This is a genomic window from Zavarzinia marina, from assembly GCF_021568905.1.
Taxonomy (GTDB): Bacteria; Pseudomonadota; Alphaproteobacteria; order Zavarziniales; family Zavarziniaceae; genus Zavarzinia; species Zavarzinia marina.
This window is the reverse complement of the sequence record NZ_JAKGSB010000007.1, coordinates 62099-82564: the sequence shown is the minus strand read 5'-3', so window position 1 is coordinate 82564 and position 20466 is coordinate 62099. Positions and strand designations below refer to the sequence as shown.

Annotated in this window: 18 protein-coding genes; 9 read left to right on the top strand and 9 right to left on the bottom strand. The window is 68.3% G+C overall.

Going from position 1 to position 20466, the window contains the following annotated elements; genetic code table 11:
- Positions 1–224 precede the first annotated feature (224 nt).
- From L2U69_RS16990 to L2U69_RS16965, 7 genes are all read left to right on the top strand, one after another.
- Positions 225–1082 (top strand): AraC family transcriptional regulator, encoded by an 858-nt coding sequence (locus tag L2U69_RS16990; RefSeq protein WP_236108327.1) that lies wholly within the window; start codon positions 225–227, stop codon positions 1080–1082.
- A 38-nt stretch (positions 1083–1120) separates the two neighbouring features.
- Positions 1121–1537: a DUF1801 domain-containing protein gene (locus tag L2U69_RS16985; RefSeq protein ID WP_236108326.1), complete on the top strand. Its 417-nt coding sequence runs from the start codon at positions 1121–1123 to the stop codon at positions 1535–1537.
- A gap of 163 nt (positions 1538–1700) precedes the next feature.
- On the top strand, positions 1701–2078 hold the full coding sequence (locus tag L2U69_RS16980; RefSeq protein WP_236108325.1) for a VOC family protein: 378 nt from the start codon (positions 1701–1703) through the stop codon (positions 2076–2078).
- Positions 2075–2836: an AraC family transcriptional regulator gene (locus tag L2U69_RS16975; protein WP_236108324.1), complete on the top strand. Its 762-nt coding sequence runs from the start codon at positions 2075–2077 to the stop codon at positions 2834–2836. The genes L2U69_RS16980 and L2U69_RS16975 overlap by 4 nt, the downstream gene beginning before the upstream one ends.
- A gap of 48 nt (positions 2837–2884) precedes the next feature.
- The gene (locus L2U69_RS16970; RefSeq protein WP_236108323.1) at positions 2885–3388 is read left to right on the top strand and encodes a DUF1697 domain-containing protein; all 504 of its coding nucleotides are present in this window, start codon (positions 2885–2887) and stop codon (positions 3386–3388) included.
- A gap of 287 nt (positions 3389–3675) precedes the next feature.
- Positions 3676–3801 (top strand): hotdog family protein, encoded by a 126-nt coding sequence (locus tag L2U69_RS19205; protein ID WP_268967438.1) that lies wholly within the window; start codon positions 3676–3678, stop codon positions 3799–3801.
- A complete protein-coding gene (locus tag L2U69_RS16965) occupies positions 3798–4280 on the top strand; it encodes a class I SAM-dependent methyltransferase (RefSeq protein ID WP_236108322.1) in 483 nt (160 codons plus the stop codon). The genes L2U69_RS19205 and L2U69_RS16965 overlap by 4 nt, the downstream gene beginning before the upstream one ends.
- On the opposite strand, the gene L2U69_RS16960 is transcribed toward L2U69_RS16965, so the two are convergent.
- The 9 genes from L2U69_RS16960 to L2U69_RS16920 all read right to left on the bottom strand — a co-directional run bounded on the left by L2U69_RS16960 (position 4281) and on the right by L2U69_RS16920 (position 17165).
- Entirely contained in the window at positions 4281–5615 is a 1335-nt protein-coding gene (locus tag L2U69_RS16960; protein WP_236108321.1) for a nucleotide sugar dehydrogenase, read from the bottom strand.
- Between the two features lie 12 nt (positions 5616–5627).
- Entirely contained in the window at positions 5628–6782 is a 1155-nt protein-coding gene (locus L2U69_RS16955) for an ABC transporter permease (RefSeq protein ID WP_236108320.1), read from the bottom strand.
- 4 nt (positions 6783–6786) lie between these two features.
- Entirely contained in the window at positions 6787–7800 is a 1014-nt protein-coding gene (locus L2U69_RS16950) for an ABC transporter permease (RefSeq protein ID WP_236108319.1), read from the bottom strand.
- The gene (locus L2U69_RS16945) at positions 7797–9701 is read right to left on the bottom strand and encodes an ABC transporter substrate-binding protein (RefSeq protein ID WP_236108318.1); all 1905 of its coding nucleotides are present in this window, start codon (positions 9699–9701) and stop codon (positions 7797–7799) included. Before L2U69_RS16945 ends, L2U69_RS16950 begins: the two co-directional genes overlap by 4 nt.
- The gene (locus L2U69_RS16940) at positions 9698–11572 is read right to left on the bottom strand and encodes an ABC transporter ATP-binding protein (RefSeq protein ID WP_236108317.1); all 1875 of its coding nucleotides are present in this window, start codon (positions 11570–11572) and stop codon (positions 9698–9700) included. Before L2U69_RS16940 ends, L2U69_RS16945 begins: the two co-directional genes overlap by 4 nt.
- Positions 11573–11642: 70 nt before the next feature.
- Positions 11643–13547, bottom strand: coding sequence for a glycosyltransferase (locus L2U69_RS16935; RefSeq protein ID WP_236108316.1), 1905 nt, complete (start codon positions 13545–13547; stop codon positions 11643–11645).
- A complete protein-coding gene (locus tag L2U69_RS16930) occupies positions 13529–14584 on the bottom strand; it encodes a glycosyltransferase family 4 protein (protein ID WP_236108315.1) in 1056 nt (351 codons plus the stop codon). The genes L2U69_RS16935 and L2U69_RS16930 overlap by 19 nt, the downstream gene beginning before the upstream one ends.
- Positions 14585–14640: 56 nt before the next feature.
- A complete protein-coding gene (locus L2U69_RS16925; RefSeq protein ID WP_236108314.1) occupies positions 14641–15888 on the bottom strand; it encodes a glycosyltransferase in 1248 nt (415 codons plus the stop codon).
- Positions 15885–17165: a glycosyltransferase family protein gene (locus L2U69_RS16920; protein WP_236108313.1), complete on the bottom strand. Its 1281-nt coding sequence runs from the start codon at positions 17163–17165 to the stop codon at positions 15885–15887. Before L2U69_RS16920 ends, L2U69_RS16925 begins: the two co-directional genes overlap by 4 nt.
- Positions 17166–17325: 160 nt before the next feature.
- On the opposite strand from L2U69_RS16920, the gene L2U69_RS16915 reads away from it, so the two are divergent.
- Complete coding sequence (locus tag L2U69_RS16915; protein WP_236108312.1) at positions 17326–19908, top strand: ABC transporter transmembrane domain-containing protein; 2583 nt, start codon at positions 17326–17328, stop codon at positions 19906–19908.
- 79 nt (positions 19909–19987) lie between these two features.
- Entirely contained in the window at positions 19988–20419 is a 432-nt protein-coding gene (locus tag L2U69_RS16910) for a cyclic nucleotide-binding domain-containing protein (protein WP_236108311.1), read from the top strand.
- Positions 20420–20466: the final 47 nt, after the last annotated feature.

Genomic DNA, 20466 nt, shown 5'->3' with positions numbered 1-20466 from the left:
GACCCGCCGGCGATTTCCTCGGGTGCCGGTTGCCGAGGGGGCGCCGAATGCGTCGAAGGCGGGCAGGGAAAGCGGCGGGAAGGCCGGCACGATGAGCCGCCGGCCGTTCCCGCCGTCCTCAGGCCGCTTGCGGTCCGGCGTCCGGTTTCAGCGGGCATTTCCGCAGGATTTGTCGGAGGATCCCGTGGCAGACATCCAGGGGCGAAGACTTCGAGGGTAGCGCGATGACCAGGCCACGGACGCGGGAAAGCTACGAAACGCGCCTCGAGAGAGTCACGGACTATCTCTATCGGCACCTGGACGAAGACATTCGCCCGGAGCACCTCGCGGAGATCGCTTGCCTGTCCCCCTATCATTGGCATCGTATCTATTCGGCCATGCGCGGCGAAACGCTCGGCATTACGATCCGGCGGCTGCGACTCCAGCGGGCGGCCGACAGGCTGGCGAATACCGGTGCGACGGTCGACGTCGTCGCGGACCGCGCCGGCTACAGCTCGGCCGATTCCTTCGCGCGGGCGTTCAAGGACGCCTATGGGCAGACTCCGGCGGCCTATCGGACGACCGGCAGTCACGCCCGGTTCAAGTCGGCGGCCGAAACTCGGGATGTCACGGGTTTCCCGGTGACGATCGAGACTTTGCCCTGCGTCCGATGCGCGAGCATCCCTCATTCAGGCCCCTATATGGAGATCGACCGCGCCATGGCGCGATTGTTCGGCGCGCTTGCGGCGCGCGACCTTGTCGCCGCCGACCAGAAGATGATCGCCGTGTTCTACGATGATCCGGATCTGGTTCGCGTCGGCGATCTGCGCTCGCGGGCATGTTCGCCGGTCACGGACGATGTCGCCTTCGGGCCGCCGCTGGAGGTCGCGGAATTGCGCGGCGGGCTTTACGCGCGCCTGCGCTATCAGGGGCCTTACGCCGACATGAAGAACGCCTATCGCTGGCTGATGGGGGTGTGGCTGCCGCGATCGGGCTATGAGCCGGACGACGCGCCGGTCTTCGAAGCCTATCTGAACAGCCCCCGGCAGGTCCCGGCGACGGCGCTCCTGACGGACATCCATCTTCCGGTGAAGCTGCCATGACCGGCCGGCGGGCCCCCGTCCCGGCGATGCCGGTCCAGGTGGCGCGGGCCTTCGACGCGTTTCCGGCCGCCGTCCGCCGCAGGCTTCTGGACATGCGCGCCCTGATCTTCGAGACGGCGGCGGGGAACCCGAGCGTCGGCCCGCTGACCGAAACGCTCAGATGGGGCGAGCCCGCCTATCTCGCCGAGGCGACGGGCAGCGGCACAACGATCCGCCTGGGCATGACGAAAGGCTCCCCGCCGCAGTGCGCCATGTTCGTCAATTGCCGGACGACGCTGATCGACGCCTTCCGCCTGTCGTTTCCGGACGCCTTCGGTTACGAGAAGAACCGGGCCGTTCTCCTTCCGCCGTCCGGCCCGCTGCCGAGGGAAGCCCTGGCGGTCTGCGTGGCGATGGCGCTTACCTATCGTCGGCGGGCCACCGCCAAAGGAGCCTTCCCGCCGTGCGCGACGTGATCGCGGTCCGGAACCCGCGCCCGTCCAACCGTCTCGCCGCCGCAACCGGTCGTGGCGCATGGAAGTCGAAAATTGTCATATTGGCGAAGGCGCGCCAAAACGCGGCGGCGTATGGTGAAGCACCGACCATCGCCTTAACCGACCATCGCTCTGGAGATGCGCCATGCCAGCGACATTCCGTCATTTCGCCATCAATGCGGACGATGTGCCACGGGCCAAACGCTTCTACGAAGCCGTCTTCGGCTGGCGTTTCGATCCATGGGGGCCGCCCGACTACTACCAGGTGAAGAATGCGGGGGCCGGCCTGCTCGGCGCGCTGCAAGACAGGCGGGAGATCGTCCCCGGCGTCCATGTCGCGGGCTATGAGGCGAGCTTCGGCGTCGATGATCTGAGGGCGACCATCGCCGCGGTCGAGGCAGGGGGCGGCAGGGTCGTCATGCCGCCCTTTCGCATCGAGGGGGTGGGCGAACTGGTCTATTTCGAGGACACCGAGGGCAATCTGGTCGGCGCGATGCAATATGATCCGGGCGTCTTCGATTGACGGCCGGTGCCGGCGATTTCGACATCCGCACTCTGGCGACGACATACGGCGCCGGGACGGTACTGGCGCCTCATCGCCATCGCTCGGGCCAACTCGTGTTCGCCGCCAGCGGCGTGATGCGCGTGATGACCGATGGCGCCGTCTGGCTGATACCGCCGACGCGTGCCATCTGGCTGCCCGCCGGCACTCGTCACGCCGTCGCCATGCAGGGCGACGTCGCCATGCGCACGCTCTATATCGCCGCGCCCCGTTCCGCGCCGCTGCCGGAAATTCCGCATGTGCTGGAGGTGGCGCCTCTGCTGCGTGAATTGATCCTGCATGTTCTCGGCATCGGCATGCTGACGCCCGCGCGCCCCGAGCATGACCGGCTCGCCGGCCTGCTGATCGACCTGATGCTGTCGGCGCGGCCGGAAGATCTCATGCTGCCGCTTCCCCGTGACGCCCGCGCCAGGAGGCTGGCGGCGCACTGGCAGCAGGAGCCCGGGGACCGGCGCGATCTGGCCCAATTGGCATTGGAGGTCGGCGCCAGCCTTCGCACCTTGCAGCGCCTGTTCTCTCGCGAAACCGGGCTGACGCTCGAGGCATGGCGACAGAAGGCGCGCCTGATCCATGCGGTCGGTCGTCTCGTCGGCGGGCGCAGCGTCACCAGCGTCGCGCTCGATTGCGGGTACGAGAGCGTCGCGGCCTTCAGCGCGGCCTTCCAACGGCACTTCCGAACCTCGCCCGGGCGCTATCGGGGTGGCCAGCGATCGTCTTGAGCCGGCGGCGGCACGGCAAACTTGGGTCGGAACCGGAAGGGAACGCGAATGCCCACCTTTGTCGCCTTGCTGCGCGCGGTGAACGTCGGCGGAACGGGCAAGCTGCCGATGGCCGATCTTAAGGCCATGTGCGTCGCTGAAGGGTTCGGGGAGGTCGAGACCTATATCGCCAGCGGCAATGTCGTGTTCACGGCCGATCGCTCCGCCCGCGAGGCCGGGGAAGCACTCGAGAAACGGCTGCGCGCCTATGCCGGCAAGCCGGTGGGGGTCTTCATCCGTACCGCAGAGGAAATCGCGGATGTTCTCGACGCCAATCCGTTCGCCGATACGCCCCTCAACTGGACCTACACCATCTTCCTGAACGATGCCCCGCCCGCCGACACCCTCGAAACCGTGCTGGGCAGGATGGACGAGGCGTCCCGCAAGCTGTCCTGTGATCCGCGCAACCGCTTGCGGCGCGCCGTCGTCCACTGGGCCTGTCCCGACCTTCCGTGCAAGCAGATGGCGCTGCGCCGGGCGAACCCCGCTTCCGCGCTGAAATCCGCCGCCTGACGGGAGAGATGGCCTCGGCGGCCTGATCGCGGTCGGCGGACCGACGCGGGAGGCCGGAATTGGCGTTACGATCGGCGCCCGGGCCGCGGGATCGAGCCCGTGGAGGCCGTGCGTCGCCAAGCTGGCGGCATGAGGCGGTTCCCTGCGGTCCCCGGCAACCAAATCTCACGGCACGCCCACCGCCGACAGCACGCGGGCTTTCTGGTGCATGGCCGTCAGCATGGCGGCGGGCCCATGATTGAGGCATGGTCGCTGCGCCCGTTCCCGTATCGATCGAGACGATTCCCATGACAAACGAGAGACCGCCGGCGATCGAAGCCGTCATCCGGACCATCGCCATGGCGGCGGATACCGGTCCCGTGGGCGATATCCTCGGCGGCTGGCTGGTGGCGCGGACGGATCCGGCGGCATGAGCCGGCTGGACAGTTTCATCCGCCGCATGGTGGCGCAGCGCGATGTGCTGGCCGAAGCACGCCGTCTGATCGCCGACCGGCCCGGCCCGATCCTGGAACTCGGTCTCGGCAACGGCCGGACCTATGATCATTTGCGCGAAATCTTCCCGGGGCGGCGCATCATCGCCTTCGACCGGGCCCTGGCCGCCCATCCGTCCTCCGTCCCGCCGGAAGGCGATCTCATGCTCGGGGAAATTCGCGAGACGGCGGCGGGCCTCGCCGGCATCGGGGCGGCATTGGTTCATGCCGATCTCGGGTCGGGCAAGCCCGAGATCGACGCGGCGCTGTCGCGCTGGTTGCCGGGCATCGTGCGGGACCTGCTGGCCGAGGGCGGTATCGCCGCCAGCAGCAGCCCGCTTCAGATACCGGGGCTGGAGCCCCTGACCTTGCCCGACGGCGTCGGGACCGGCCGCTATTTCCTCTGCCGTCGCGGCGACTGATCAGGCCTTGACGACGCGGCTCATGTCGGCGCCGGCGCGGGCGCAGGCATTGCGCGTGTCGATTACAAGGCGGGCGTCGCGGGCCAGCGCCCGATAGTCGACGGCATCGTGATCGGTCGCGATCAGGACGGCGTCGTAACCGGCCAAGGTCTCGGGCGTCAGCTCGACGGAACGGCGTCCGGCCAGGGGCGCATGTTCCCGCGTCCTGGGGATCACCGTGGCATGAGGATCATGGAAATCGACCGCGCCGCCCCGATCCTCGATCAATTCGATCAGTTTCAGGGAGGCGCTCTCCCTCGTGTCGTCGACATTCTTCTTGTAGGCGATGCCGAGCAGCAGGATGCGGCTGCCGTTCAGGCCGCGCTTGAAACGGCGGTCCAGCGCCTCGGCGAGACGATCGACGACGTGGCGCGGCATGGCCGTATTGATTTCGCCGGCCAGTTCGATAAAACGCGTCGCGACCTCGTATTCCCGCGCCTTCCAGGTCAGATAGAAGGGATCGATCGGGATGCAGTGGCCGCCCAGGCCCGGCCCCGGATAGAAGGGCATGAAGCCGAAAGGCTTGGTCTTGGCGGCGTCGATCACTTCCCAGACGTCGATCCCCATGGCGTCGTAGACGACCTTCAATTCGTTGACGAGGGCGATGTTGACGGCGCGGAAGATGTTCTCCGTCAGTTTCACCGCCTCGGCAGCGGCGGGCGAGGTCACGGCCACGGTGCCGGTGACGAAGGCACCGTAAAGCGCCGTGGCCATGGCGAGCGCCGCCGGCCCGTCGCCGCCCACGACCTTGGGAATGTCCTGCGTGCCGAAACTGGCATTGCCCGGATCTTCCCGCTCGGGCGAGAAGGCGAGGAAGAAATCCCGGCCGGACAGGAGGCCGCCGCGCTCCAGGATCGGCTTCACCACATCCTCGGTCGTGCCGGGATAGGTGGTGCTTTCCAGCACGATCAACTGGCCGGGGCGAAGGGTCTTGGCGATATCCTCGACCGTGCGCGCGACATAGGAAAGATCGGGCTCGCGCTGACGGGTCAGGGGCGTCGGCACGCAGATCAGGATCGCGTCGGGCTCGGCGAGGCGGGTGAAATCGTCGGTCGCGGTGAAGAGCCCGGCCTCGACCGCCGCCCGGACCGGGGCGGATGGGATATGCCTGATCTGGCTGTCGCCCTGATTGAGGCCGGCGACGCGTCTTGAATCGATGTCGAAGCCGAGCACGCGAAAGCCGGCGCGGCAGACCGCGAGCGCCAGGGGAAGGCCGACATAGCCGAGGCCGACGATGCCGACCAGCGCCCGGCGCTCGGCGATCCGGGCAAGCGCTTCGGCGGCGAAATCATTCATGAAACAACCATTCTAGCTATAGGGGTCGGCCGCATCGCGCAGCCCGTCGCCCAGGAAGTTGAAGGCTAGCACGGTCGCCATGACGGGAATCATGGGCACCAGCAGCCACGGGTAGAGGGTGACGGCGGCCAGGTTCTGGGCCTCGTTCAGCAGGACACCCCAACTGGTCACCGGTGGCCGCAGGCCGAGGCCCAGGAAGGACAGGGCCGTCTCGCCCAGGATCATGGCCGGGATGGAAAGGGTCGCGCTGGCAATCAGGTGGCTCATGAAATTGGGAATCAGATGGCGCGCGATAATCCGCCGACGCGAGGCGCCGATCAACTCGGCCGCGCGGACATAATCCTCGGCGCGCAGCGAGAGGAGCTTGGCCCTGACCGCCAGGGCGAGGCCCGGCCAGTCCAGCAGCCCCAGGATCAGGGTGATGCCGAAGAAGACGAGGATCGGGCTCCAATGGGCGGGCAGGGCAGCCGAAAGCGCCAGCCAGAGCGGTAGTTCGGGCAGGGAGCGCAGGATCTCGATCACCCGCTGCACCAGATAGTCGACCGACCCGCCCAGATAGCCGGCCAGCCCCCCGAGCGTGAGGCCCAGGGCGAAGGATATGGCGATGCCGACCAGACCGACCGTCAGCGAGATGCGCGCGCCATAGGTGATGCGCGACAGCATGTCCCGCCCCAGCCGGTCGGTGCCGAGGAGGAAGGCGGTGCCGCCGGACGGCGGGCACAGAAGGTGGAAATCGGCGTCGAACAGGCCCCAGAGCCGGTAGGGCTCGCCACGGCAGAAGAAGCGGAGCGGCTGCGGCGTGCTCTCGTCGGAGACATAGCGGCGCTGGAATTTCTCGCGGTCGAATTCGAAGCGATAGGCGTAGACGAAGGGGCCGACGAAATCGCCGTCGTGGAACAGATGCACGCGTTGCGGCGGCGCATAGATGTGGTCGCCGTGGCGCGACTGCAGGCCATAGGGCGCGATCACCTCGACGAAGGGCAGGGTGACATAGAGCGTGCCGAGCAGGACGAGGGCGAGCAGCGCCAGGCGATGCGTCCTGAACTTCCACCAGATCAGGCGAAGCGAGGAGGCGCGGTAATAGCGCTCCTCGCGGGCGCTCATGGTCTCGCCGGCGGCGGGATCGAAGGGCGCCGGATTGACGTAATGGGGAATTTCGCCGGCCATCAGGTCATTTCCCGAAACGGATGCGCGGGTCGATCAGGGCCAGGACCAGATCGGCGATCAGCATGCCGACGACGGTCAGCACGGCGACGAAGAGCAGGATGAAACCTGCCAGATATTGGTCCTGCATGCGCAGCGCCTGAACCAGGATCGGCCCAACCGTCGGCAGGCTCAAGACCAGCGAGACCAGGACCGAACCTGAAATCAGGCCCGGCAGCATGTTGCCGATGTCGGCGACGAAGGGGTTGAGCACCATGCGGAAGGGATATTTCAGCAGGGCGCGGGTCGGGCCCAGGCCCTTGGCCCGCGCCGTCACGGCATAGGGCTTGTGTAATTCGTCCAGCAGATTGGCCTTCATGCGGCGGATCATGGCGGCCGTGCTGGCGAGCGCGATCACCACGATGGGCACGATCAGATGAACCGTGATCGAGCCGAGCTTCTCGAGCGAGAAGGGCGCATCGGCGAGATCGGGATCGACCAGACCGCCGATCGAAATGCCGAACCAGCGATTGAGGTAGAAGAGCAGGATCAGGGCCAGCAGGAAGCTCGGCGTCGCAAGGCCCAGATAGGCGAGGAAGGTGATGGCCTCGGCCACGATGCCCCGCCGGCGGACGGCGGTGAAGACGGCAAGGGGAATGGCCAGCAGATGGATGAAGACCAGCGCGGCCAGATTGACGATCAGGGTCGCCCCCAGGGCGTCGCCCACGACATCGATCACCGGCAGGTCGTATTCGAAGGACCAGCCGAAATTGCCCTGCAGCAGGCCGGAATAGGCACCGGCCCGGGGCCAGAGCCCGATCCACGACAGATATTGCTGCCAGCCGGGCAGGTCGAGGCCATAGGCGCGGCGCAGAAAATCGGCCTTGGCCGCGGCGGCGCTGTCGCCCTCGGCCATCAGCTCCTGGATGCGCATGGTCAGGAAATCGCCGGGCGGCAGCTTGATCACCACGAAGATCAGCACGGAAATCGCCAGCAGGGTGACCGCCATGGTCGCGAAACGGCGCAGGAAATAGCGCGTCATGGCCGGCCCCCGTAGAAGAATTCGTCCATGCGATAGGCGCCGATCAGGGCCACGGGTTCCCAGGCGAAGGGTGCCGATTCCGGCACATTGCGCAATTGCCCGGCGATGACGACGGGCTGGATGTCGCCGGAGACGGTGCCGATGATCCATTGATTTTCGGCGTGCAGCGCCAGCATCTCGGCCCAGATCGCCTGCTTTTCGGCCATGCCGCCGCTGTGACACCAGGCATTATAGAGGCTCATCAGGCGCTGCGCCCCCGGCATGTCCGGCGCCTGGCCCAGCTTGCCGGCGGTCTCGTGGTACTGGCCCCATTTCGGCCAGGCGAAATTCGCCTGTTCGACCGGGGCAAGGCCGGTCGGCACCATTTCGGGCGTCGCCAGGGCATTGTCGAAACCGGTCGATGCCACCATCAGGGTATCGCCGGCATAGGAACGGTTGCGGATATTGGCGATGTCGCCGGGCTTGATGAACAGGCGGACACCGACGTCGGCCCAGAATTCAGCGGTAATCTCGAGCGCGTCGATCAGCGTGCCGGCCTTGCCCTCGACGTCGACGATGAGGCGAAGCGGCCGGCCGTCGGGCAGCAGGCGGGTGCCGGAAGCATCCCGCGCGGTCAGGCCCATGGCGTCGAGCAGGTGGTTCGCCTCGGCTGGGTCGAAGGTGGCATAGAGGCCGCGGTTCGCCTCGGAATAGAGGGGCGAGGCCGGCGCCATCGTGTTGTTGCCTTCGACGCCGAGGCCGAACCACAGCGAATTGTTCAGCGTGTGCCGGTCGATCGCCAGCGACAGCGCCCGGCGAAAGCGGACGTCGCGCAACACGGCCCGCCAGACCGGATCATTGGTGGTGAGATTGGGATAGAGGGCGAAGGCCGAGCCTTCGGCCTTGGGCCAGAGCAGGGTGCGGTAATCATGGGTCGCCTCCCCCTCCTTCAGGACCGGGATGTCGGCCATGGCGAGACCGCGCGCCTGGAGATCGACAGCGCCCGCATTCGCTTTGGCGGCGAACAGGCTGGGGGCGGCGAGCGAAACCACGATGCGGTCGACATAGGGCAGTTGTTGCCCGGCCGGATCGACCCGGTGGAAATAGGGGTTCCGCTCGAAGACGAAGCGCTGCGCCGGCGCTGCGGTCACGACGGTCCAGGGGCCCAGCGTCGGCATGTCCGGGTTCGAGAAGTCGTAGGGCTCGTCCATCTTGTTGTGGAGTGCTGCCCAGGACGACAGACCGCGTCGCGCCGCTTCCGCCGCCAGTCTGGTCGGATCGACATAGCGGGCGTTGAACTGTCGAAGGTAATGGGCCGGCGCATAGATGAAGGCCGGGCGCGGCAGGGCGAGCGACGGCAGGAAGACCGGATTGGGCCTGTGCCAGGAATAGCGGATCCGGGTCGGCGACAGGATTTCGACCTCGGGCAATTCGCCGTCGACCCGGAAGACGCTGGGCGGGCCAGCCGGGGAGAGGGCCGGATTGTTGGCGACGTCTTCCCAGTAGTAGCGGAAGTCCTCGGTCGTGAAGGGGGCGCCGTCGGACCAGCGATGACCTTCGCGCAGCGTGAAGGTGAAGACCTTGTCTCCCTCGTTCTCCACAGCGAGCAGGAGATCGGGCTTCAGGTGGAGGGAGGCGTCATAGCCGACCAGCCGCGTATAGGCCATGACCGAGACATAGCGGAGGTCCCGCGCCTTGGCCGCCAGCATGCGCAATTCGCCGCCATGGCGTCCCTCCGCCCGCCCTTCCGCCGCGAAATCGGCGACCAGCGGCTGCCGGGGCAAGCGTTCCGCCATGGGCGGCAGCGTGCCGGCGGCGACCGCAGGGGCCAGCATGGGCACCTCGCCGGCGCCGGGCGAGACCGCCCCCGCGGCCGCCGGCGCCAGCGCCAGGGCGACGAGGAGGAACAGGCGGCGGATCATGCGACGGCCCCGATGGCGGCGTCGCCATAGCGGACGAAATGATCGGGCGCCACTTCGACCATGGCGCTTCGCGCCGGCTCCGGCCCGATCCGGAAGGGTTCCGGCCAATCGCCGGGGCGCAGCACGGCGCCCGCCGCCGCGACATCCAGCGGGCGGTCGATGTCGAGATCGGGCACGGCGGCGATCAGCACTTTCGTATAGGGATGCACGGGGGCACTGAACAGGCGCGCGCGCGGCGCGCGTTCGACCACCATGCCCCGGCACATGACCATGATGTCGTCCGCCATGTAATCGACCACGGCCAGATTATGCGAGACGAAGAGATAGGACAGGCCCAGCCGCGCCTGAAGGTCGCGCAGCAGGTTCAGGATCTGCGCCTGGACCGAGACGTCGAGCGCCGACGTGGGCTCGTCGCAGACGATGACCGAGGGCGAGAGCGCCAGCGCGCGGGCCATGCCGATCCGCTGGCGCTGGCCGCCAGAGAAGGAGTGCGGGTACCGCTTCAGATGCCGCCGGTTCAGGCCGACCAGCTCGATCAGCTCGGCCGCCCGCTCGCGCCGCTGGGCCGGCGTGCCGTCGCGGTGCACCGTCAGCGGTTCCGTCAGGATCTGTTCGACCGTCATGCGCGGATCGAGGCTGGAATGGGGATCCTGGAAGACATATTGGATCCAGCGCCGGAAGGCCTTCAACCGGCCGGGGTCGAGGTCGGTGATATCGGTCAGGCCGCTGCCGTCGTCGAAGCGGATACGGCCGGCATCGGGTGCCAGGGCACGGGTCACGATCCGCGCCACCGTGGTCTTGCCCGAGCCGGACTCGCCGACGATGCCGAGCGTCCGCCCCGCCTTCAGGGTGAAACCGACGTCGGTCACCGCGGGGATCGCCTGGCGCTTGCGGGCCCAGGGGGCGGCGCGGGGGTAGAAGCTCTTGGAAATTCCCTCGACCGACAATACGTCGCGCGGTGCGCCGGGCGATGCGGGGGCCTCGGCCACGGCCGGCAGGCGGATCTCGCGAAGCGGCACCAGGCGTTCGCCCGGCATCATGTGAAAGCGCGGCACGGCCCGCATCAGGGCCCGGAGATAGGGATGCCGTGGATCACGCAGGAGCTGGTCGCGCGTGCCGCTTTCCATGATTTCGCCCCGGAACATGACGGCGATCTCGTCCGCCATCGTATTGACGATGCCGAGGTCATGGGTGATCAGCAGCACCGCCATGTCGCGCTCGTCCTGCAACTCGCGGATCAGATGCAGGATCTGGGCCTGGGTCGTGACGTCGAGGGCGGTGGTCGGCTCGTCCGCGATCAGCAGCACGGGATCGCAGATCAGGGCCATGGCGATCATGGCGCGCTGGCGCATGCCGCCCGACAGTTCGAAGGGATAGGTGCGCAGCATCGCTTTCGGGTCCCGGAAGCCGACCCGGTGGAACAGCGCCATGGCAGCATCCGCCGCTTCGGCCCGGCTGGCCCGCGTGTGGATGCGCATCGCCTCGGTCACCTGATTGCCCACGGTATGGACCGGTGACAGGGACGACATGGGTTCCTGGAAGATCATGGCGATACGGTCGCCGCGAAGGGCCCGCATGGCCTTGGACGACGGCGAAAGGCGGGCGATGTCGACCGCGCCGCCGTCGCGCTTGCCGAAGAATTCGATAGTACCGCCGGTGATCCGGCCGTTGGCGGGCAGCAGCCCCATGATCGCCTGGGCGGTCACCGACTTGCCCGAGCCGGATTCGCCGACCAGGGCGAAGGTGCGGCCCCGGGGGATCGCGAATTGCGCGTTCCGCAAGGCCTGGACGGGGCCCGTGGCGGTCTCGAAACTGACGCCGAGATTCCGGATGTCCAGCAGTTCGCGGCGGCCGGTCGTGGGTTCAGCCATCAAATGCCCGGGCCTCTGGCGGTGCGAAGGTCGGCGACGATGATCGGCCAGCCCGTGGCCCGGCGCAAGTCTACTCGAAGGCCCGAGCCGGGCCGACGAAGCGAACGGCGGGGGATCGGCGCAACAGGCGCAGCAGTCGTTCCAGCCAGTGCCAGACCCAGGGATCATGCACCAGGTGATGGGTCAGGATGCCGAGCGGTTCCGCCGGCGAGCGGCCGTCGACGATGGCCGCGATCCGGGCCGCGAGACCGGTCAGAAGCGCCGGCACGGGCGCCAGGCTCCGGCCGCCGTGCCAGTCGATCGGATCGAGATGGGTATTGGCGATCGAAAGCCCCGGCACGGTCCAGCGGGCGCGCGGGCCGAAGGTAGAGAGGCCGGTGAAACCCTGGGCGGGCAGCAGTTCGGCGACGGCGGGGTCGATCCGGTTCCAGGGCGGGACCAGGACGGGCAGGGCGCGCGTACCGAACAGGGCCCGGCATTGGGCCATCGCCCGGCCCAGGTCGGCGGCGATCGAGGCCGGCGGGCCGAAGCCGAGTTCCTGCTTCTTGGCGCCGGGCGGGGCATTGTTCCGATGAGCAAGACCATGCACCAGGACGGCGACATCGGCGGCGGTCGTGGCTAGTCGATCGGCCAGTGCAGGCCCGGTCAGCGCCGGGATGACGGCGAGCGCAAGCGGGGTATCGGCCGTCTCGGCCAGCGTGAGGAGGCGGTCGAGGGCGGGCCCCGGCGCCACCGCATCATCGTCGCGCCACCAGAAATCGAGGGTCAGGCCGACCTTGGCGGCGCCATCGAGAGCTTGGTCCAGCGCCGCTTCGGCCACGGCCACTGCGGTCGCGGCTTCGGCCGCCGCCTCGATTTCGCGGCACCCCCCTTCGATACCGCCGAGATCGAGCGGACTTGCCGCCGGCCGGGGCTTGGCCAGGGCGCGATGCGCGGCGGCGGCCAGCGTGGCGGGCGTCAGATCGGCTTCGGGCACCACTTCGACCAGGCCGCTCGCGGCGAAACATTGGGCGCGCAGGCGCTGCTCCGCCTCGTTTCCCTGCTCGAAGGGCACCACCACGGCACGGGCCCGCGCGATGGCGAGGTCGATCATCGTGTTATAGCCCGCCTGGCTGACCGACAGGGCGGCACCGGGCAGCAGGCGGGTGAAGTCGGCACGGGCCCGTTCCACCACCAGCCTGGCCGAGGCCCGGCCGGCCAGCGCGTCGAAATCCGCCGCCGGCACGCCATGACCGATGAAGAGACGCCAGCGCTCCGCCCCCGGCCAAGTGGCGGCGGCATCGGCGGCGGCGCGGAACAGCGGCAGGCTGGCCGCACTGCCGCCGCCGGAGACGAAGATCTCCCCGCTCTCATCGGTGACTTGTGGGGCCGCCGGACGGTCTTCCGCGACATAACCGGTATAGCGAAGGCGCCGGGCCAGGGCTTCGTTCACCGGCCAGGAGGCGCCGAGCGCGGTCACGGCCGGATCGCCATGGACCAGCACGCCGTCGTAATAGGCGCCCAGCCTCTCCAGGGCCTCGGCCGCTTTTTCCGGGCGGGACGGCGGGTTCAGGATGTCCCGGACCGAGGCCAGGACGGCGGGCCGGACGGGGCGCCGGGCGGCCGCTTCCAGCAGCGCCAGGAATTCCGCCGCCAATTGGCGCCGGCCGAAGGGGAAGGTCTCGGTCACGACGACGTCGGGCCGGGACGTTCCCAGGGCATCAAGAATACCGTCGATCCGGTCGCGGCGAACCGCATCGCCGATCGGCTGGCCGTCGTCGCCCAGCAGGGTACGGAAATCGACGCCCCGGCAATGGACCGGCGGCAATTGCACGACCCGCAACCCGTCGGTCCGGACCAGCGGGGCCGGCCGGCCCCCGGTCACCAGGGTGACGTCATGGCCCGCCTGGGCGAGACCGCGACCCAGCGCGGCGGCCCGGGTCAGGTGACCGACACCGAGCAGATGGGTGACGACGATCAGGACGGCATGGGGCATGACGCCGCCTCCTTCAGGATCGGGTCGAGTATCAGCTTCAGCCGGGCGGCGGCGGCGGCCAGCGTCCGTTCGCCGAGGACGAAGCGCCGCGCCGCCGCGCCGAGGTCCGCCGCGCGGCCGGGCGCGTCGGCCAGGCCGGCAAGGGCGGTCGCCAGGGCGGCGGGATCGCCCGGCGGGACGAGGAGACCGGTTTCGCCGTCGCGGATCACGCCGCCGACCCCGCCGACATTCCCTGCGAGGGACGGACAGCCGTGCAGGGCGGCTTCGAGAAAGACCATGCCGAAGGCTTCGTTCACCGCCGGCCAGATCAGCAGCCCGGCCGTCCGATAGAGAAGCGACAGCGCCGCGCGCTCGAGCCTGCCGTGCCAGGAAACCCGATCGCCGAAGGGCCGGAACATTGCTTCGACGGCCGGCCGGGCCGGGCCGTCGCCGACGATCCGCAAGCGCCAAGGCAAGTCGGCGCAGCGGCTCAGGGCGTCTGCCAGCAGGCGGTAGGAATCGAGCTTGTCGCCCTCGCGCATCATGGCGACGGTCAGCAGGTCCAGGGGCGCGCGCACCGCTGACCCGCCGTCGTGGTCCGGCCAATCCGCCGGATCGACGAAGGGGGGAAAGGCGGTCAGGTGCTGGCCGGGTGGAGCGGCGGCGGCCAGGCCCGGCCGATCGGCCTCGTTCAGGATCAGGATCGCGGCCGCCTGGTCCAGCGCCGCCTCCGCCAGGGCATGGCCTGCCGCCCAGGGGCCGGCCGCGCGTTTCGCCGCGCGGGAGCCTTCGGCGACGACATAGGGAATGTTCAGACGGCGGGCGACCAGGGGGCCGATCACATCCGGCGCCTTGTAATAGACGTGATAGGTGAACCACAGCGCGGGGCGCGAGGCCGCGGGCCCGGCCGCCCATGCCGTGCTCAGGGCTTCGCCTTCGGCGCGGGCGGCGGCGATCGTCTCGGCCCTGGTGCCCGAACCGTCGTAGAGCCGGCGGCTGCTGGCCAGCACGGGATCGTAGCCGGCCTGCCGGAGCGCCGTCAGAAGAAGACGCGCCATCGTCCGGTCGCCGGACGGGACCGGATCATCCGGGCTCTTCAGCGGGGCGTGGAAGCCTATGACCGGGGGCACGGCGAAGGATCGCGGCCGAGTTTCGCCAACAGGGTTTCGACCCCCGTCCGGAACGAGAAATCGGCGATGCGCCGAAGCGCCGCCTGTCCCATGTCGAGACGAAGCGCCGGATCGGCGGTCAGCTTGGCGAGGGCCCGCGCCAGGGCCGGCGGGTCGCCGGGCGGCACCAGAATGCCTTCGATCCCGTCGCGCACGAATTCCGGCACCCCGGCGAAGCGGGTCGAGACGATCGGCAAGGCCTGGGTCGCCGCCTCCATGATGACATTGGGCAGGCCGTCGCGGTCGCCGTCCTTCCCCTCCTTGCAGGGGAGGACGAAGACGTCGGCGGCGCGCAGTGCCTCGATCACGCCATCCTGCGCCAGCGGGCCCATGAAGCGGACGCGATCGACGATGCCGAGGCGCCGGGCCTGCGCGTCGAGCGACTCGACCAGGGCGCCGCCGCCGATATGGACCAGGCGCCACGACGGGTTCGAGGCCGACATCAGGGCCAGGGCGGACAGAAGATCGTCGAAGCCCTTTTTCTCGACCGCGCGCCCCACGGTGACCAGGGCGACAGGCGCACCGGACGCGCTGGCGGCCCGGGCGGGCGGCGCCGGAAAGCGCTGAAGATCGAGCCCGTGATAGACTAGGGCGACCCTGTCGCCGTCGGGCGCAAGGTTGGAGAGTTTCTCGTGACCTTGCCGGGTGCAGGTGACGCCCCAGGCGCTGTCGGCGATCTTTTCGCGCAATTCCCAGTCGGGCGTCGTCCAGATGTCCTTGGCATGGGCGGAAAAGCTGAAGGTCCGGCCGGTCAGATGGCAGGCGTAACGGGCGACCGAGGCCGGCGTATGCAGGAAATGGACATGCAGGCGGCGGATCTCCGGCGCCATCTCCCGCGCCATCACCAGCGCCTGACCCAGCCGGCGCAGGCGGTTGGCGCTGGGATCGCGCCGCAAATCGCGCCAGAAGAAGCCGAGCACCCGGAGGAAGCCGCGCCGCCGAAGGCCCGAAATCAGGCCCTTCAGAACCCGGAACGGCTCGTCGCGCAGATATTCGGGCAGATAGCGGACCGGCGCCTGGATCGCCTGATGCAGGGGGTGGCGCTTGCCGTCGGTCGGATGGCGCAGGGACCAGATCTCGAGATCAAGCCCCGCCTGTTCGAGGGCCAGGATTTCCTGGGCGATGAAGGTTTCGGACAGTCTTGGATAGCCCTTCAACACGATCGCGAGGCGCCGGGCCGGCTCCACCCTCATTCGGCGCTGCCCTCGGCCGAGCGCCGCGTGGACTCGGCCGTGGGCGAGACGGCCAATTCGTTGCTCAATGTCGCAATCCGGTCCAGACCGCCCAGCATGTCGGGCAGGAGGCAGGTCGAGGGCAGAGGCTGGTCCGGCAGGGCGCGGATGGCGGCGGCCATCGCCTCGGCATCGTGGCTGGCGCCGGCATCGAGGTTGGCGGCTTCGATGTAGCGAAGCAGGCCGAGACTGCTGGCCCTTTCGGTCCGGATCATCTGTTCCATGCGGGGCGAGCTGCGCGGCAGGATCAGGGCCCGCTTGTCGAAGGACAGAATCTCGCAGAACGTATTGTAGCCCCCCATGGAAATGACCGCGGCGGCATCGTTCATCAGATGCTCCAGCCCCGAATCGAAGGTCAGGGCCTCGACGTCGGGCAGACGGGCGATCCGTTCGAGGAACAGGGCGCGTCTCTCGCGGGGCATGAAGGGGCCGAAGACGACCAGGGCGGCATAGGGAAGATTGCGGTCCCGCTCGTAGGCGGACAGGACCCAGTCGATCATCTCGTGACCGTCGCCGCCGCCGCCCGCGGTGACCAGCAGGAAGGGCCGCCGGGTCAGGCGGGGATAGCGGGTGAGCGGCTGGCGCGGCGGCAGTTCGCGCCGCAGATAGCCGGTATAGACGATTCGCTGGCGCAGCGAGGCGGGCAGGGGCAGGGCATCCAGCGGTGCATAGAACTCGCGCAGGCCATAGACCCATATGTCGTCGTAATAATCGGCCAGCGCCGTCGCGGCACCCTTGCGGCTCCATTCGGGCACCAGGGCCTCGGGCGCGTCGAGCACGTCGCGCACGCCCAGAATGATGCGCGCACCCCGGGCCCTGGAGAGGGCCAGGGCGGGCAGCAGCTCGCCGCGAAACCCCGTCGGCTCCTTGTCGACGATGACGATGTCGGGCTCCAGGATCCGGCAGCTTTCCAGGATGATGCCCTTCCGCATGTCGACCGCCTGGTCGAGCGACATGTTGAGGTTGTGGGTGTTGTAGGTCCCGTCCGGCAGTTTCACGACCCCCGGCACGCGCACATAGTCGACCCCGTGTGCGAAGTCGAAACTGCCGATGACGGGCGAGCCCGAGACGATGACGATCGAGGCGCGCGGATGAGCCGACATCAGGGTATTGGCGATCGCCCGCGACCGGCGCAGATGGCCCAGCCCGTATGTGTCGTGGCTGTACATCAGAATGCGCAATTCGCGGCCGCCCTCATCAGGTGCAACGGCGGCGAAACTCCGCTCGAACCAAGACATGAATGGCGCCCCCCAACGCAGGAACTACGGGCTCAGAATCTGACAAGGACATCAATGCAGTGGCCTCCGCTTCTTGTCCAGCGGTTCGCAGTTGTCTCGAAAGTCATGCCACGCCACCATGCCTCGCGGTCTGAGCGCGGCCAACCCGGAGAGACGGTCTTTGGACACCAATCTGTTTCGCTACGCCTGGCGCCACAGCAAGGGGCAGCAGCTCGTCTTGCTGGCGGTCATCATTATTTCACTGCCGTTCTACTGGATTTCGCTGGAAGTTCCGAAACAGATCGCCAATGACGCCATCCAGGGCAGGGCCTTCGCCGACGGCAACCTGACGGCGACCCTGTTCGACATGAAGATCGGCCTGCCGGCGTTTCTGGGGGGCGGAAATCTGGTGATCAGCGAGGGGTTGGACCTGGAACGGCTGCCCTTCCTTCTGGTGCTGAGCGGCTGGTTCCTGGCGCTCGTCTTCGTGAACGGCGCCTTCAAGTATTTCATCAATCTCCGCAAGGGGGTGCTGGGCGAGACGATGCTCCGCCGGATGCGACACGACCTCTTCGTGCTGTTGCTCCGCTTTCGTCCGGAAGACGTCGCCGCGGTCAAGCCGGCGGAAGCCGCCAGCATGATCAAGGACGAGGTCGATCCGATCGGCGGCTTCATCGGCGATGCCTTCATCCAGCCGGTCTTCCTGGGCACCCAGGCGGCGACGGCGCTGATCTTCATCTTCGTCCAGAGCGTCTGGATGGGTATCGCGGCGGCGGCGGTGGTGACCGTCCAGGCCGTGATCATCCCGCTGCTGCGGCGCGAGCAGCTTCGCCTGGGCCGGATGCGCCAGATCGAATCGCGGCGCTTCGCCGGCCGGATCGGCGAGGTCGTGGAAACGGCGTCGACCGTCCATACCTTCGGCGCCTCGGCCGATGTCGATGCCGATGTCGCGAACCGGCTGGGCACGCTGTTCACGATCCGCGCGCGGCTGTTCAAGCGGAAGTTCGCCGTCAAGTTCCTGAACAACATGCTGTCCCAGGTGACGCCCTTCGCCTTCTATTCGGTCGGCGGCTATTTCGCGCTGCGCGGCGAGATGGACATCGGGCAGCTGATCGCCGTCATCGCCGCCTACCGCGACCTGCCGCCGCCGATCAAGGAATTGATCGACTGGGATCAGCAGCGCCAGGACGTGACCATCAAATACGAGCAGGTGATCAAGCAGTTCTCGCCGTCGAAGCTGCTGCCGCCCTTCGACGAGGCGGCGGGCGGAAACGGCTTTCCGGCGAGCGGCGCGCCGATCGAAATCCGTTCCGTCTCGATCGGCGATGGCCGTGGCGGCCATGTGCTGGATCGCCTGTCGCTCACGCTGGCCCGGCCCGGCCATATCGCCTTCCTGGACGAGGTGGGCGGCGCGCGCGACGTCCTGTGCCGCCTGATCGGCCGACAGATCACCGAATACGAAGGCTCGATCGCCGTGGGCGACTGTGATCTTTCGTCCTTTCCCGAGGCGACGCTGGCCCGGCATCTCACCTATTGCGGGCCGTCGCCCGATCTTTCCGCCGGTTCGCTGCGCGACAATCTGCTGATCGGCCTGCGCCGGATGACCGCGGCACCGGGCGAGGACGACGTCGATTACAGCCGGCTCGGCCCGGGGGAGGGACCCGAGACCCTGAGCCGGCGCCTGCACGAGGCGATCGACGCGGTCGGCGGGAACGAGCATGTCCGGCGCCTCGGCCTGAATTCGAGGCTCGAAGGCGAATTCCTGGATCACACGGCCGACCGCATCGTCGCCGCGCGGCGCCTGCTGCACGAGCGGATCGAGACGGCGGGCCTGACCCATGTCATCGAACGCTTCGATGCCACGCGTTACAACAGGCAGGCCACGATCGGGGAGAACCTGATGTTCGGCATTCCCGTCGGCGGCCGGCTGAAGGGGACGGGCCTCGCCCATGATCCCTTCACCCTGTCGATCCTCGAAGCCGAGGGGTTGCTGGGATCGCTGCTCGCCGGCGGGCGGAAGATCGCCGAAATGGCGGTCGAGACATTCGCCGGCCTGCCGCCCGACCATCCGGTGTTCGAGCGCTACTCCTTCCTTTCGCCGTCCCTGGTCGAGGAACTGACGGATGTTCTCGACGCCCTGGCGAAGCAGGGGGACTGGGGGCCGACGCCGGCGCTTCGCGGCGAGCTTCTCGAACTCGTATTCGAATTCATCGAGCCCCGGCATCGCATCGGCCTGCTGACGCCGGAATTCCGCGCCCGGCTGCTCAGGGCACGCCAGAGTTTCCAGCGCCACCTGCCGCACGAACTGCGGGACGCGATCGAATTCTACGACTACGACCGCTACATGCGTCAGGCCCCCATGCTGGACAACCTGCTGTTCGGGCGCATCGCCGGCGACAAGATGCATATGCGCGACAGGATCGTGCCCCTGGTGACCGCGGTCCTGACCGAACTCGGCCTCGACGAGACCGTGTTCGATCTCGGTATGCGCTTCGATGTCGGCAAGGGCGGGCAGAATCTGCATCCGCAGCAGCGGGCGCGTTTCGCCGTGGCGCGCGCCCTGTTGCGCCGGCCCGAGATTCTGGTGCTGAACGGCACGCTCGGCGCGCTGCCGGCCGCGGATGCGGCGACCCTGCTCGACGGGGTGCGCCGGGCGATGGCGGGACGCACCCTGATCACCAGCCTAGGCGACGGCGACGAAGCCGAGGGGTTCGACGCCGTCTATCGGTTCAAGGGGGGGCGCCTGGTGTCGGGCGGCGCTTGAGGCTGTCGCCGTCGGGCATTGGCTTATCGCTTTGGCAGGGGTCCGGCTATATGATGGGCCGGCAGGAGAGGAAGGGACGATGGCGCTCGAGTCTGAAATTTCGACCTTGCAGGAGACGCCCAACTTCAGGGGCACGGACGCCGGTTCGATGCGCCTGCTGGCCTGTCTCAGCGACCGGGTCCGCCTGTCGACCGGGGAAACGCTGTGCCACGGCGGCGATCCTTCCGACGCGGTCTATATCGTGCTGAACGGCGACGTCGAATTCGTGCGCGAGGGCGGGGACGGGCTCCAGCGCTTCGGCGTCGACGGCCCGGGCGCGGTGATCGGCGAGGTCGGCGTGCTCTGCGACGCCGAACGCTCGCTGACCGTGCGTGCCGTCTCGGACCTCGAATTGCTGCGCCTCGACCGCGACAGTTTCTTTCGCCTGATGCACGACAAGCCCGATTTTTCCCTGGCGGTGGCTCGGAACCTGGCCATGCGCCTGCGCACCGAAGCCGCGCGCGGCTTTTGATCCCCGCATGACCGCCGGACCCCGCCCGTGACCTTTCGACCCCTGCC

Coding starts and splice junctions, on each gene's coding strand:
- L2U69_RS16990 (WP_236108327.1), top strand. CDS start 225: ATGACCAGGCCACGGACGCGGGAAAGCTACGAAACGCGCCTCGAGAGA.
- L2U69_RS16980 (WP_236108325.1), top strand. CDS start 1,701: ATGCCAGCGACATTCCGTCATTTCGCCATCAATGCGGACGATGTGCCA.
- L2U69_RS16970 (WP_236108323.1), top strand. CDS start 2,885: ATGCCCACCTTTGTCGCCTTGCTGCGCGCGGTGAACGTCGGCGGAACG.
- L2U69_RS19205 (WP_268967438.1), top strand. CDS start 3,676: ATGACAAACGAGAGACCGCCGGCGATCGAAGCCGTCATCCGGACCATC.
- L2U69_RS16965 (WP_236108322.1), top strand. CDS start 3,798: ATGAGCCGGCTGGACAGTTTCATCCGCCGCATGGTGGCGCAGCGCGAT.
- L2U69_RS16960 (WP_236108321.1), bottom strand. CDS start 5,615: ATGAATGATTTCGCCGCCGAAGCGCTTGCCCGGATCGCCGAGCGCCGG.
- L2U69_RS16955 (WP_236108320.1), bottom strand. CDS start 6,782: ATGGCCGGCGAAATTCCCCATTACGTCAATCCGGCGCCCTTCGATCCC.
- L2U69_RS16950 (WP_236108319.1), bottom strand. CDS start 7,800: ATGACGCGCTATTTCCTGCGCCGTTTCGCGACCATGGCGGTCACCCTG.
- L2U69_RS16945 (WP_236108318.1), bottom strand. CDS start 9,701: ATGATCCGCCGCCTGTTCCTCCTCGTCGCCCTGGCGCTGGCGCCGGCG.
- L2U69_RS16940 (WP_236108317.1), bottom strand. CDS start 11,572: ATGGCTGAACCCACGACCGGCCGCCGCGAACTGCTGGACATCCGGAAT.
- L2U69_RS16935 (WP_236108316.1), bottom strand. CDS start 13,547: ATGCCCCATGCCGTCCTGATCGTCGTCACCCATCTGCTCGGTGTCGGT.
- L2U69_RS16930 (WP_236108315.1), bottom strand. CDS start 14,584: ATGGCGCGTCTTCTTCTGACGGCGCTCCGGCAGGCCGGCTACGATCCC.
- L2U69_RS16925 (WP_236108314.1), bottom strand. CDS start 15,888: ATGAGGGTGGAGCCGGCCCGGCGCCTCGCGATCGTGTTGAAGGGCTAT.
- L2U69_RS16920 (WP_236108313.1), bottom strand. CDS start 17,165: ATGTCTTGGTTCGAGCGGAGTTTCGCCGCCGTTGCACCTGATGAGGGC.
- L2U69_RS16910 (WP_236108311.1), top strand. CDS start 19,988: ATGGCGCTCGAGTCTGAAATTTCGACCTTGCAGGAGACGCCCAACTTC.